The organism is Enterococcus italicus (genome assembly GCF_023743875.1).
In the GTDB taxonomy this organism is placed as follows: Bacteria; Bacillota; Bacilli; order Lactobacillales; family Enterococcaceae; genus Enterococcus_G; species Enterococcus_G italicus.
This window is the reverse complement of record NZ_JAMRVB010000001.1, coordinates 2017684-2032287: the sequence shown is the minus strand read 5'-3', so window position 1 is coordinate 2032287 and position 14604 is coordinate 2017684. Positions and strand designations below refer to the sequence as shown.

The 14604-nt window shown below is 40.1% G+C and carries 10 protein-coding genes and 1 pseudogene; 2 read left to right on the top strand and 9 right to left on the bottom strand.

What is annotated here, in order from left to right:
• Positions 1 to 9: 9 nt before the first annotated feature.
• The 3 genes from NE257_RS09990 to yjbM are packed head-to-tail and all read right to left on the bottom strand — an operon-like array spanning position 10 to position 2376.
• Positions 10 to 906: an RluA family pseudouridine synthase gene (locus NE257_RS09990; RefSeq protein WP_251886374.1), complete on the bottom strand. Its 897-nt coding sequence runs from the start codon at positions 904 to 906 to the stop codon at positions 10 to 12.
• Positions 903 to 1715 (bottom strand): NAD kinase, encoded by an 813-nt coding sequence (locus NE257_RS09985; protein WP_007207207.1) that lies wholly within the window; start codon positions 1713 to 1715, stop codon positions 903 to 905. The genes NE257_RS09990 and NE257_RS09985 overlap by 4 nt, the downstream gene beginning before the upstream one ends.
• Positions 1681 to 2376: a GTP diphosphokinase gene (yjbM, locus tag NE257_RS09980; protein WP_007207208.1), complete on the bottom strand. Its 696-nt coding sequence runs from the start codon at positions 2374 to 2376 to the stop codon at positions 1681 to 1683. Before yjbM ends, NE257_RS09985 begins: the two co-directional genes overlap by 35 nt.
• Before the next feature lie 163 nt (positions 2377 to 2539).
• On the opposite strand from yjbM, the gene NE257_RS09975 reads away from it, so the two are divergent.
• Complete coding sequence (locus NE257_RS09975; protein ID WP_251886373.1) at positions 2540 to 3118, top strand: CYTH domain-containing protein; 579 nt, start codon at positions 2540 to 2542, stop codon at positions 3116 to 3118.
• 155 nt (positions 3119 to 3273) lie between these two features.
• Here the strand turns inward: NE257_RS09975 and pepF are convergent, their stop codons facing one another.
• The 6 genes from pepF to NE257_RS09945 all read right to left on the bottom strand — a co-directional run bounded on the left by pepF (position 3274) and on the right by NE257_RS09945 (position 13123).
• Entirely contained in the window at positions 3274 to 5091 is a 1818-nt protein-coding gene (gene pepF / locus NE257_RS09970) for an oligoendopeptidase F (RefSeq protein ID WP_251886372.1), read from the bottom strand.
• A gap of 98 nt (positions 5092 to 5189) precedes the next feature.
• Positions 5190 to 6155 carry a competence protein CoiA gene (locus tag NE257_RS09965; RefSeq protein WP_251886371.1) on the bottom strand — a complete coding sequence of 322 codons (966 nt, stop codon included), beginning with the start codon at positions 6153 to 6155 and terminating at the stop codon, positions 5190 to 5192.
• A gap of 226 nt (positions 6156 to 6381) precedes the next feature.
• Complete coding sequence (locus tag NE257_RS09960; protein ID WP_251886370.1) at positions 6382 to 7092, bottom strand: adaptor protein MecA; 711 nt, start codon at positions 7090 to 7092, stop codon at positions 6382 to 6384.
• 143 nt (positions 7093 to 7235) lie between these two features.
• Positions 7236 to 7634 (bottom strand): transcriptional regulator SpxA, encoded by a 399-nt coding sequence (spxA, locus tag NE257_RS09955; RefSeq protein WP_040366011.1) that lies wholly within the window; start codon positions 7632 to 7634, stop codon positions 7236 to 7238.
• Between the two features lie 394 nt (positions 7635 to 8028).
• Positions 8029 to 9750, bottom strand: coding sequence for an ABC transporter ATP-binding protein (locus NE257_RS09950; protein ID WP_251886470.1), 1722 nt, complete (start codon positions 9748 to 9750; stop codon positions 8029 to 8031).
• A gap of 205 nt (positions 9751 to 9955) precedes the next feature.
• The gene (locus NE257_RS09945) at positions 9956 to 13123 is read right to left on the bottom strand and encodes a DEAD/DEAH box helicase (protein WP_251886369.1); all 3168 of its coding nucleotides are present in this window, start codon (positions 13121 to 13123) and stop codon (positions 9956 to 9958) included.
• Between the two features lie 221 nt (positions 13124 to 13344).
• On the opposite strand from NE257_RS09945, the pseudogene NE257_RS09940 reads away from it, so the two are divergent.
• Positions 13345 to 14271: pseudogene (locus NE257_RS09940) on the top strand (ISL3 family transposase); the annotation flags it as partial.
• Positions 14272 to 14604: the final 333 nt, after the last annotated feature.

The window sequence follows — 14604 nt, the reverse complement described above, 5'->3', positions numbered from 1 at the left end:
TCACCTCACTTAAAATGTCGCCTGAATGACGCGTGCCATATCTTCAGGTAATGGCTGTACAAATGACAATGCTTCCCCGGAAAATGGATGGGTAAAATGCAACTCATAGCAGTGCAATGCTTGCCGCATTATCCCTAAGTCTAAGCGACCACCATAAAGATCATCACCAAGCAATGGACACCCAATCGATGCAAAATGAACACGGATTTGATGGGTTCTCCCGGTATGCAATTGGATATCGACCAAGGCGATTTGCTGGTATTTTTTTTCTAACCAATATTCCGTCTTGGCATAACGTCCATCCGTTACGACTTGTCGTTGAATCAACGAAGCATCGTTGCGGCCAATTGGCGCAATAATTTCTGCATGATTCTCAAGCGCATTTGCTTCATCAAACACGAGCGCTTGGTATTTTTTAGTAAACGATTTGTCGCGTAATTGAACATCGAGCTTGGCATGAGCAAACCCATGCTTGGCAAAGACCATCAATCCAGTCGTATCTCGATCCAATCGAGTCACGATATGAACGACTTGATTCGGATAGTTCTTCCGCTTGTAATAACCCTTCACTCGATTGGCCATCGTTTGATTCGGATGATATTGGGCAGGGATGGATGGGACATTGGCTGGCTTATTGACAATTAAGAGATGATCATCTTCAAAAACAACCTCAATTGGTCCATTGTCTACCAACAATGTCTCATGTTCCTTTTCATCGGGCGTCACAATCGTCACTATATCCCCTTCTTGAAGAAAATACAAGACATTTTCAACACGCTGATTCACTAAAATCGCGCCACCTTGAAACTTAATTTTAGCAAGCAACCCCCGAGAAATGCCTTGCTCCTTTAAAAAATACTTCACTTGCTGTGTTTCAGCTTTTTGAAAGGTATACTCAAACCTCATTCTTCTATCTCTCCAATAAATGCATCGCGCACGCGACGCCAAAAATGTGTATGCCGATAAGATGCAAATTGAATCTTTTCTTCAGCAATTCGATAAAAGATCGACTTAATTTCCTCTTGTTGTAACTGAAATTGATCTACCGTAACCAAGCATTCAGCACTATCTTGCATCCGTAACTCGATCCATTCATGGCTGGCAATTACCATGGGTGAGCCAAGTGTCCGAAAAACACGGTTATTCAATGAGGCAATCTCGGCAAGCTGAATGGCATTGATTCGTGGATGCAAGACCGCTCCTCCAATGCTTTTATTATACGCTGTCGATCCTGTTGGCGTCGATACGGACAGGCCATCGCCACGAAAGCGCTCGAATAGTTCATCACGAATGTATATATCTGCGACCATCGTAGAATCAGTCCGTTTGACAATTGATTCATTCAGCGACAAGAAATGCTTCGTGGGCTTACCATTTCGATACGTAATCCGCACGTCTAATAAAGGATAACTGACACTCTCGTCTTTTCTTGTACTTAACAGCTCAATTAAATCATCCAACTCATAATCACGCCAATCAGTATAAAAACCTAAATGCCCCGTGTGCACACCAATGAAGCGCACTTGGTCCAATTTGTGGCTATACAAATGAAAAGCAGACAAAAGTGTACCATCCCCACCTACCGAAATAACTAGTTCTGGATTTCGTTGATCGATGGTATGGCCAGCAGCTACTAATTTTTCTAATAGTTCAGCTGTAATTTGTAAGGTGTGTTCAGTCTTATTGTGGACCACTGCTATCTTCAATTTTACCATGCTCTAGTGTCCTTTCTGTCTCGTCAGAATGCGCACGATGCTCGCCTTTACCTCTAATAAATAAATGTTGCGCTTCTTGAATTTCTTCGCGAATACTAGACATCTCTTCGTCTAATTGATAGGCTGCTTCCGCTGCTCGTCGCAAACGATTGCCGATTTCTGGTGGGAAATCTCCTTGATATTTATAGTTTAGCGAATGTTCGATTGTTGCCCAAAAATTCATTGCCAATGTGCGAATTTGAATTTCAGCTAATATTTTCTTTTCACCAGTAACTAATTGGACTGGATACTCGACGACTAAATGATACGACCGGTACCCACTGTTCTTTTGATTGCTGATGTAATCACGCTCAATTAATACACGCATATCATTACGATTGCGAATAAGCTGCACGACTTGATGGATATCTTCAGCAAACTGACACATAATTCGTAAGCCAGCAATATCAGACATCTCTTCTTCCAAGCGGTCAAACGGAATATTTCTTAATTTACTTTTGGTGACGATACTATCGACAGGCTTTACCCGTCCGGTCACAAATTCAATTGGTACATGCTTATTTTGTTCACGAAACTGTTTGCGAATGCCCCGTAACTTCACTTTCAATTCTGAGACGGTCTGCTCATACGGCGCTAAAAAATTATCCCAATCACGTTCCATTTGGATCCCTCGTTTCTTTTAAACATACAGGCTTATCTTATCATAGTTTAGAGAAAATCTTTAGTCCTATTACTTTCTTTACAAAAAGGAAAGCTCTTAGAAAGTTGACAGATTGTCTTCTTTCAAGTAAAACCAAAGAAAGCACACAGAAAGAAGGACCCTTATGAGTGAACAACTTGAAATCGAATGGAAAACTGCCTTAACCAAAGAAGAATATACTCGCCTTTTAACAAAGCTAAACATCACGGAATTTTTCATCCAGACAAATAGTTATTTCGATACCCCGACTTTTACCTTACAATCCAAAAAGTGTGGCTTGCGTATTCGTCTATTAGATACTTATGCAGAACTCACCTTAAAATCTCCTCAACCAGTCGGAAAGCTCGAAACAACCGATCAACTAACGCTCGCAGAAGCCAAAGAATTGTTGCAGCTAGGACGGATTCCAAATGAAGGCGCAGTGGCACAAACTTTAGAGACACTTGGGATACATCCAGCTGGGGTCGTAAAATTTGCCGAATTGACCACCAAACGTGCCGAACTACCGATCAATGAAGGACTATTAGCCATTGATGAAAGCTGGGCTCATAATCTCCATGACTATGAGTTAGAGCTAGAAGTCGATGAGGCACATGCGGATCAGGCTCATTTTTTAAATCTTTTAAACGACTGGAATTTGACCTTTCGTCCAACAAAAAATAAAATTCAGCGTGCAAAAGAAGCCGCTGATTCAACAAAATAAACCAGCGAGACACAACGAGCTACTACAATAAAAAGACCATAACATCCAAAAGTTTGAGAAACTACTTCCGGATGTTTTGGTCTTTTCGTTACTATTTATGAATGCTTTCTCAGCTTCTTTTATCAGAAGCTCGTTTTTACATAATTAGAAACAAATTAATTTTCTAATTCTTTTACTAATGCTTCCAATTCATTCAGACGTTGTTCAAAGACTTTCATCGCATCAACAATATAATCAGCTTTAGTCATATCCACGCCTGCTTTTTTCATTACTTCTACTGGATAATCACTTGATCCAGAATTCAAGTAAGCAAGATAGTTCGTTAATGCTTCAGGTCCTTCTGTCAAAATCTTGTGAGACAAAGCCGATGCAGCAGAGAAGCCTGTTGCATATTGGAACACGTAATAATTATAGTAGAAATGCGGAATTCTAGACCACTCAAGCTTGATTTCATCATCATTTGATAACGCTGGTCCATAATACTTGTTGTTCAATTCCCCATAAGATTCACTTAAAAACTCGGCCGTCAGTGGCGTCCCTTTGGCATCTTCCACATGCATAAAGTGTTCAAATTCAGCAAATTGCGTTTGACGGAAGATTGTTCCTTTAAAGCCATCTAAATAGTGATTCAAAATATACGCACGTACTTTTGGATCTGACTCAGTCTTTAATAGGTACTCTGTTAAGAGATTTTCATTTGTTGTTGAAGCAATTTCTGCCAAGAAAATTGGGTAATCACCGTAGACATATGGTTGGCTAGTACGAGTAAAGTAACTATGCACGCTATGACCCATTTCGTGAACCAAGGTAAACAATTGATCCAATGTATCATGCCAATTCATTAAGATGTATGGCAAGGTGTCATACGCACCAGAAGAGTAAGCACCACTGCGTTTGCCTTTGTTTTCGACAACATCAATCCAACGATTGTCAAAAGCAGACTTCACGACTGCTAAGTATTCTTCACCCATTGGCGCTAATGCTTCTAAAGCTTTTTCGACCGCTTCTTCATAGGTATAAGAAATTGACGCTTCGCCTAATAATGGTGTGTAGACATCATACATATGCAATTCATCGACAGCCAATAAGCGTTTGCGTAATTCCATATAGCGATGCAACAACGGTAAATGCTCATTTACCACGTCAACCAAAGTATCATAAACAGATTCAGGCACGTGGTTACTGCTTAGGGCCGCTTGGCGAGCACTCTCAAAATGGCGCGCAGACGCTTTGAAATTATGGGCTTTTATATTTGTACTTAATGTAGAAGCAAAGGTATTTCGAAATTGTTTATATACTTCATATAATCCCTTAAAGGCTGCTTCACGCACATCGCGATTCGTACTTTCCATTAATTGACCATAAACACCATGAGACAATTGAATAGTCTCGCCATTTTCACCCTTGATTGTCGGAAATACTAAATCAGCATTGTTTAATACAGAGAATGTTTTGCTTGGTGAGCCGAAAATTTCTCCAGAAGCTGCTAATAATTCTTCTTGCTCAGCAGGTAAAACATGATCACGATTCGCAACGATGGTCTCAATAAAATGACGATACGGTGCTAAAGCCGCTTCTTCATCAAAATATCCCCAAATCACATCATCCGCTAATGAAAGAACTTCTGGTTCAAACCAACTCAATGCGGCTCCTACTTGAGCAGCTAGATTTGTTGCACGTGCATTTAGCGCTTGATATGTCGTATTGGCAGTATCCTGATCATTTTTTAAATGACTATACACATAAAGTGTTTCTAATTTTCTGGAAATACTTAGCAAATAATCAATCGCACTTAAAAATGCACTTGCCCCATTTGTTAAGGTCCCTTTATATGTATCGGCTTCCTTCAATTCTTCTTGTACTGTGGCAAAAGCAGCTTCGAATGCTTCATCCGAGGCAAAAATCTTCGTTAAGTCCCAAGTCAATGCTTCAGGTACTTCTTCTCGTATTGGTAATTGTTGCACTTCTGACATAATTAAAAACTCCCCTTTTCGCTTATTTCTGTGATGATGGTAGCTTTTCTCACAGAAGACTTTATTGTATCATACTATATTTTTTTTAGAGATGCATTTTATTTTTTCATATACTTGGCTAATTGCTGACACTCTTGATACAGTTCAACACATAACTGCTCGCAATCAAGATAAGGCCACCCTTCTAATAGATTTGTCTTTTGACATGCGTGCCGCCAGTCATCAAAGGTTGACCAATAGCAAAAATAGGCCCGTAAGACCAATAGTTCATGTGTAAATAAAAAGCCATATCGACTCGGACTATAGCACCAATTAGGAAGCGAAAAAATTGACAGACCAAGCTCATAAACTTTTTGTTGCAATGTCAGAAATGTTGGGTTCAGCTGCATAAGCTGCCGTTGTAACCAATGTGGATAAGACTCAGTCGTGTGTAGTGATTGACAGACCGCTCGTTCAAATTTCCACTGGTGCGCCGGTGTTTTTGAATAAACTTGCCATGTATAACCGACAGGATAAGACCATTGCATCCCTCGATAACAAAGCAGCTTCTCCTGACTCACATCTAAGCCAAAGCTATAAAAAGTAGTAGCAGAATTCAGTTGACAGCATGCTTTTTGGAAATGCGTCCAGTGGCGCTTCGGCTGTAACTTTGAGCCTAGGATCCAGATTGGTTGATATTGTGCCTGGATATACCCTAACGTCCGCTCCTGAAAGCGCGAAAAAGGTAAAGGAGAACATTGAAATTCAAGTGCCCGCTTATCCGCTAATAAATCAGGTCTTTGTTTCAGTTCAGGTAAATAAGCTTCAATTGTTGCAGATGAGACGAATTGTAGCAACAATCGCTTGCCCTGCAAATGTTCCATCGTCTCCCCTTCAGAATACGTCTGACAGGTCGTCCCTTTACAATGTGCAAAATGAGCAATTTTTTGCTCTCCTGCTTTTAGCAGGACAGGAGATTGACAGCCTGGACAGTGTAACCTTGGTCGCTCACGCTTCTTTTTTTTCGCCAGAAGTGCTGCGTCAATATATGAACCATCTTTCGACTGTGCCAATAACATTGTCATCCCTCCTGCCTATATATACGCAAAAAGGCCACCAAATCCAAAAGTTATATCTCAAACTTCTGGATTTGGTGGCCTTTTTATAGCAGCGCTTTTGTCACAACCTAGTTTAAACGGTGTTCTAAAGCAGCTCTCTTGCAATAACTTAAAAATTCCCAAAATTTGAAAAAACAATTTTTGCAATTTCTGAGTTATTGCTCAGAGCTAAGCGCTTTTGTCACAACCTAGTTTAAAGGGCAAATTGTTCACGGATAAATGGTAAGGCGTCATTTTTTACAATTACTTGACCATGCTCGTCCAGAACAGCTTTTGTGATTGTGGATTTTCGGCCAAATTCTGAAACATGTGCTAGAATATTTTTCTTTTCTGCTTCAAGAACATCCTCACCTAAAAACTGAATAGCCAAATAATATTGTTGGTTCATCGCGTAGAGGGTTGTATCGACCTCTTCAAGTTGAACTTCGTGGGCCAACCAGACAACCATTTCAAAATTGGCTATTTCAATAATAAGTGATTGCTTTGGTAAAAGTACAGGGTGCGTCGGCTTCTTATCAGCATCTTCTTTTTGTGCTGCAAGCTCTTGCTCCAACTCTTCTAACCCAACCTCTTCGAAATCACTCTCATCATCCATCTTGCCAAACCATTCAGGTAATTCGCCATCTTCGTCACGGAACGCTTTAAATGATTCATTTAACTCTTCAGCATTGCTTTTGCTAATAAATAATTCAAGGCCGTCCCCTTTTGGCATGACTTGAAACGTCACAGCTTCACTACCTTTGAATTCTTCATTGACATCTACTTCTTCTAAAATGCTATAGAAAAAACTCTCAATTTCGTCTTTATTTCCTAATAAGTCTAAAAAAGTGAATCCTCTCGCAGCTAAATCTTCGCCTTTTATTAAGACACGGATTGTATTTTCATTGATGTGCTCCATTTCCATCTTAGCTACACCTCACTTTACGATTTCTAGCTACTTTCATTGTAACGAATCTTACCAAAATGTAAAGGATTTATCACTAACTCAATGTTAGGAAACACAAAAAAAGATGTAGCTACTCACTCGTAACTACATCCGATCGCTGCCTATAAACCAGCCATCAATTGCGCTTGCCGCAACTCTAATTGACGAACATCTCTTGGTAAGAAACGACGAATTTCATCTTCGTTAAATCCAACTTGCAGGCGCTTTTCATCGACCATAATTGGACGACGTAACAATCCTGGATTTTCTTGAACGAGCTTTAATAACTCATTCAATGGCAAATCATCTAAGTCCATATTTAACTTTTGAAACACTTTAGAACGGGTAGAAATAATTTCTTCTGTCCCATCTTCAGTCATCTGTAAAATGGTTTGAAGCTCATCAATATTTAATGGCTCTGAAAAAATATTTCGTTCGACAAAAGGAATTTCGTGTTCTTGAAGCCATGCTCTGGCTTTTCGGCAAGAAGTACAACTTGGGGAAGTATACAATGTCAACAACGTAATCACTCCTTTTTCTATTCAACCATATGCAACATATTGTTTCAATTTCATAAGTTTATTATACAGGACAAAAAATTAAATTACTAGCTATTTTTTCATGCTTTTTCATTTCATCATCGTAAAAATTGATGAAAAACTTTGTGATTGTAAGCTTTCTTTCATATGTTAAGACTGTGTTAAAACTAGGTAACTATCAGAAACTTATTATATAACAACTACAAAAAACTGTTTTATTCACAAAGTTTATTAAAGCTGAATTCTATTTTTCTTATTAGACTTAGCAAGACAAAAAAGTCAGGTATCCTTTTTTCTTTATGAAATATAGGTTTTCTTTCTTTTTAGCTTCCTTTCGTAATCAATCACTTCGTCACAGGCTCCTTCGCCTGTCCCCTTATGTGTCACTTCTCCCAAACTGAGATTCATACAATCGTCGATAGGCACCATGAGTAGCCATCAATTCTTCGTGTGTCCCTTGCTCGACAATCCCCGCCGGACTGACCACAATGATCCGTGTCGCATGACGTATGGTAGCCAAACGGTGGGCGATAATCAAGGTTGTTCGCCCTTTTGCAAGTTGATTTAAGGATTCTTGAATCACTTGTTCTGTCTCGGTATCTAGTGCCGAAGTTGCCTCATCTAATATTAAAATAGGTGGATTCTTTAAAAACATACGGGCAATTGCTACACGTTGCTTTTGACCACCGGATAACTTAACGCCGCGCTCCCCAATAACCGTATCCAAGCCATCAGGTAATTGATTAATGACAAACTCTAAGTGAGCTAGCTTGACTGCGCGCTCTACTTCCGCCTCTGCCGCTTCTAATTTCCCGTATAATATATTTTCTCGTATCGTACCGGGAAATAAAAAGACATCTTGTTGGACGGTACCGATTTGTTCCCGTAGTGATTGCAAGGTAATGTCTTGAATGTCTATGCCATCAATCGTAATTTTTCCACCCGTGCGCTCATAAAAGCGTGGCAGCAAATTACAGACTGTCGTTTTCCCAGAACCACTTTGTCCGACAAAAGCAATCGTTTCTCCTTTTTTGATGGAAAAGGAAACATGGTCTAAGACTGGATGCTGTGGATCATAGGCAAATGATACATTGTCGTAGTGTATATCCCCAGCTAATTTTGTGACAGGTTTCGCGGTTGGTGAGTCTTGAATTGCTGGTTTGCGGTTAATCTCTTCATTTAAACGTTTGAAGCCGGCAATTCCTTTTGGGTAACTCTCAATCATAATATTGACTTTCTCAATCGGTCGCACAAAGACATTAGACAACAAGATAAAACTCACAAATTGCCCACTAGTCAGCTCACCGCGCAAAGTGTAGTATGACCCAAATACCAATGCAAACAAATTCATTAGGCGAATCAGAAAATAATTATACGCTGAACTAATACCCATCACACGATAAAACGTGTGTTTGGACTGGCGATACAACTCACTCAGATGATGAAATCGTTGCTTTTCATGCGCTTCATTGGCAAAAGATTGTGTTACACGGATGCCACTGACTGATGCTTCAATCCCCGCATTAAATTCACCGAGATTTTCATAAATCTCAGTATTGACAGTCGTCATCTTCTTATTAAAGAAATACATGGAAAATGTAATAAAGGGCACCAGTAGAATCATGGCAATCGCCAAGGAAGCATGCATTCGAAACATTAAGTAAAATGAACCAACTAACGTCATAATTGTTATAAAGACATCTTCGGGCCCATGGTGAGCTACTTCGGATATTTCAAACAAATCCGTCGTCAACCGACTCATCAATTTACCAGTCTTCTGGTTGTCGTAGTACTCAAATGATTGCTTTTGTAGATGAGAAAATAACTTCCGTCGCATGTCTGTCTCGATGTTCACACCTAATGCATGACCGAAATAGACGACAATATATTGCAAGAACGTATTCAAAATATAAAACAATAATAAGCCCAAACAGGCTAGTAAAATATAGCGGAAATTATTATGTGGCATAATATCATCGATCACCACATTCACAGCGACAGGAAATGCTAACTCAAGCGCCCCTGCCAATACAGCACAGCCAAAATCTAATAAAAATAAGCCCTTATAAGGCTTGTAGTACGCAAAAAACTGTTTCATGACACGCAATAAACACACTCCTTTTCTTTCTCAATGATTATACCTTAACTGAGAATAATCACCACCTTCACTTGCTTGGCGAAAAAAATAAGGTCGTGGCAAAAGCAGATCCATCGGCTTTAAGTAAAAAATCCTCAAAAATTTTAAAATCAATTTTTGGGATTTTTGTACTTATCGCTCGGATCTATGCGCTTTTGTCACACCTCTATTCGTCGCCCATGCTTAATATCAAACGAATATCTTCTTCAGTCATTTGTTGTAGTTGCGCTTCGTTTCCTTGGATTACTTTTTGAAATAATTCTCGTTTTTCATTTTGCAAATCATCCATTCGTTCTTCAATTGTGCCTTCAGAAATCATGCGCCAAATTTCGACCACTTGCTTTTGACCCATCCGATGCGCACGACCTGCTGCTTGCTCTTCAACAGCAGGATTCCACCAAAGATCATAGAGAATCACGGTGTTGGCTCCTGTAAGATTCAGTCCCGTGCCGCCAGCTTTTAAGGAAATCAAGAACACATCAGCTTCACCTTCATTAAAGGCATCGACCATCTCAATTCGATCTTTCGACGGCGTACTACCACGCAAGTAAAAATGACTTAGTCCCATCTCATCTAACTCATTGGCAATCAAGCTCAACATACTTGTAAATTGAGAAAACAATAAGACTCGACGCTTGTTTTCCTTCGCTGCAAGCAATAAATCTTTAACTTGCTCTAACTTACCTGAACCACCTTGATACTCGTCCACAAAAAGTCGTGGGTCGCAACAAATTTGGCGCAAACGGGTCAATCCAGCCAAGATACTGATACGGTTCTTTTTAAAGGTGCTCGAGTCCATCTGACTAATTTCTTCTTGCATTTGCCGCAAGTAGGCTAAGTAGATCGTCTTTTGGTCGGTCGTCAGTGTGCTGTAATAATTCATCTCAATCTTTTCAGGCAAATCACTCAATACCGTCGCTTTGTCTCGTCGAAGCACAAACGGCTGAATCATTTGTGCAATCTTTTCGGCTGAAAATTGACGGTATGCTGCTTTAGCTGGGAAGAATCCTGGCATAATCAATTGGAATAACGACCACAATTCATCCAAGTTGTTCTCAATCGGTGTCCCACTTAATGCGAAACGCTGACGAACAGATAGCGAGCGCAGTGCTTGAGCTGTCTTCGTGCCACTGTTTTTCACCATTTGCGCTTCATCTAAAATCAAATACTCTAATGCAAGCGCCTGATACTGGTCTATATCTTGACGCAGACTAGCGTAAGAAGTGATGTAAATATCTGCTTTTTGCTGCAACAACGCTTCACGTTCTTCTTTGGTGCCATTCACTACGACTGCATTCAAACTTGGTGCAAACTTACGAATTTCTTGTAACCAATTGTACGTCAAGCTGGCAGGTGCGACAATTAGTGCTTGTAAAGATTCGTTTGCTTGCTTTTCCGATAATAAGTAACAAATCGCCTGCAATGTTTTACCAAGTCCCATTTCATCGGCCAAAATCCCGCCAAATTGATAGGAACTTAACATTTTTAGCCAACGATAGCCGGCCACCTGATAATCGCGCAACTGCGCATTTATGCCTTGAGGTAACTCGACCGCAAATAACTCTGGATGGACCAGATTTTGCGTCATTTGCGTAAAGTCATCACTGTATGAGACGTTCGTGCCCAATACTTGCTGGACATGGATACTTTGATTTTTCGGTAGCTGAACGACCCCATTCTCTAGCTGAAAGCCCGCGCGCAATTGGGCAAGGACTTGTGCCGTTTGTTGGAATGCTTCTGTTTCTAACGATACGACTTGACCACTTTCCAACGTATAAAACTGATCGTGCTTCATCAGACTGCGTAACATCGCATCAATTTCATGATCTTGAATCCCGGTCACATCAAAACGAATCGACAACCACGAAGACTCTTCATCCACCAAGACATCCGGCGCTAAAAACTTGCCATCCAAATACAATTCACGCAACTTTTGACCAATCTTCACTGTCCCCATTTGGCGTAATTTCGGAATATCCACTCGGAAAAAGTGATACAATGCCTCACCTGTCGGAATGGGTCTTTGCCAACTCGTTTCATCTTTTTCAAAGCCTAGTGTAGCCAAAAGTGTTAACACAGCTTGCTCATTTTCTAAGTCACGCAAGACTTGTTGCGTACGTATTGGTTTGACAGATTCTTTGTCATCGGTTGAAAAGATCGAGTCGCCATATTGAAAGTGCACTTTTGTATCGATCATGCCGCGTCGTTTGCGCAAATAAAACGTCACCTGTAATGCTTCTTCCGTCACCAATTCTTGGACTTCTTGAGCCACAGTCACTTGACCAACCGTCCGTAAGACGGGGACAACTTGGCGAAAGAGACTTGAGAAATGCTCACGATCAAATGATACTTCCGGCTCTGGCAATCGTTTGATTAATTGTTCAATCGTAGTATAGGCAGTCAGTTGTTCATCAGATAGCCGATAGAGATGCCCATCTTTAAGCGCCCAGTGATAATAACGATAGACTTTATCAAACGCATCTGCTACATCTAAGACTGCTTTATCCCCTTGCTTTTTGATAAAATACAATAATGGTGCCTCGTGAAACTCAGCCGTCATAGTAGTCCACTCAGACGGTCCGCTAAATTGAAAAGGGACCGTCTGTAACGTAGCAAGGACACTTTCTGCTTGTTCTACCGGTAATAGCAAATACTTTTTGTCTAATTTCCCTTTTACTTGCAAACCTTGTTGGCCAAGTAGTTGTTGAGTTTGCGCAATCGCTTGTAAACAATCAAGTAACGCAACCGTCTTTGAATCAAAGGCTTGCTTAGCTAATAAGAATGTATGTTTTTTATTGGCTACATATTTCTTCTCTTCACTCACCATTTGCAAAAATTTATAAATATTTTTCACAACATATTTGCGCTCTTCTAGTAGCCCTACTTTAATCGAAATCCCCAAAACATCCATATCATCGTGGTAAGGGTTCGTAGGCAATGACTCAAGTAAGACTTCTATCCCTAGTTTCGGTGCCAAGACTGGTTTTGTCCGCTCGTGAAGATTTTTTAACCCATTCGCAAATAAATCGACTGGTGAAAAAACGCGAGGAGCCGTAGTATCGTCCTTTGGCAACTGCCGAGTCTTGCCCTGCTGGCGCAAGTATAGCTCAGCCGCTACCGTATGCTTGCAGTATTTATGTTCTTCCCAGTACGGACACTGGCAAAAATCTTCTTCTTTAGCTGTCGCATCAAGTTCTACTTGATACAATTCACTCCCCAAAACTTCTGCATGCCAGACTTGCTGCGCGGGATCAGGTGTGATAGAAAGAACCCGGCCACTTTCTAAATAGGCCCTTCCTTTACCGATGATGCGTTCTGGAATACTCCATTTCATAAAGATGTAGCTCCTCCCGTAAAAATGATTCTTTCTCTATTATACCACCAAGCAAGACAAATACAGAAAAACTTACTTATAAATGACAAGAAAAAAAGGTTCTATAATATTTGGTGTTGTTACTCAAGCTGAGTAGTGACGCCAAATATTTTTTTATAACAAAAAGACATCTGGTTGTCCTATAATTAAATCGGCAAAAACAATCATAGGAGGATAACCAAATGTCCATAAGTAAGAATATCAAATGTACGGATGAAAAGACAAGTCATTCTATCAAACAAATTTTGAACATCAAAGATTCCCATATTACCTTTTCAAAAGATGCCATTAGTAAAGAGCGCGTTCATGGCCGTATGGCCAATGTATTTACCGGCTTATTAACTGGAGAAGCGCATCGTTGCGAATATTGTGGGTTTGATTCTGTCATCCGTCATGCTTATCATGATAGTTGGATTCAGTTGCTTCCGTATCAAGAAGTACCAACTTATCTACACCTGTACAAACAGCGTTTTCGTTGTACTCTGTGCCATCATACGTTTTCTGCCAAAACCTATTATGTAGCGGAAAATTGTTACATTTCGCAGGCCTTAAAATTTGCGATTGCTGTGGATTTGAAGAAAAAGATCTCAATGAAGGATATTGCACAGCGGTATTTTGTTTCCACAAAAACCGTTGAGCGCGTCTTAGACAGCTTCTTTGAAGAGCCACGTAAAAAAATCAATTCTCTTCCCAAGCATCTTCTAATTGATGAATTCAAAGGAACGCGTGATTGTGAAAGAGCTATGTGCTTTATTATTAGTGATGCTGATACTGGCAAAATCTTTGATATCTTAGATGATCGGCGCAAATTCAAGTTACGAGCATACTTCCAACGGTTTCCCTTAAAAGCCAGGAAACGTGTGACACACATCGTGATGGATATGAATGCCTCTTACGATGCAGTGACGAAAGAAGTCTTTCCCAATGCGCGACTCTCTATCAATTTCTTCCACATCATCCAACAAATGACGCGTGCATTTAATACCCAACGAATTCAGACAATGAAGCAACTAAAGAAAAGTGACCCACAAGCGCAAAAAGATTACCGAAAGCTGAAAAAATATTGGCGAACAATCCTAAAGAAAAATACAAAACTAAACTACACCTCCTCGTAAAATATATTTTAGATACCTTTTAAGGTTCTTATTCTTCTAAATCTAATTTCCTTCAAAAATAACATCTATGGAATCTCATTTCGATATTGTTGGGTTCTTAAGATACAATTGTCAGTGGAAAGGATCCACATGGGAATGTGCTGTCACCTCCTGTAGTTTTATCTACGTTCAGAATCTTGCAACCCAGACCGTTGATGACACTGCCAACACACTATCTGTTTGGACAACTGACGAGCGTTCACATTAGTAGAGTGAATGTTGCGGTTCTCTGATGTTGTCCCTATATTCTCGTATGCGAGGTTGTGGGAAGCAACGTGTATCTTGGGA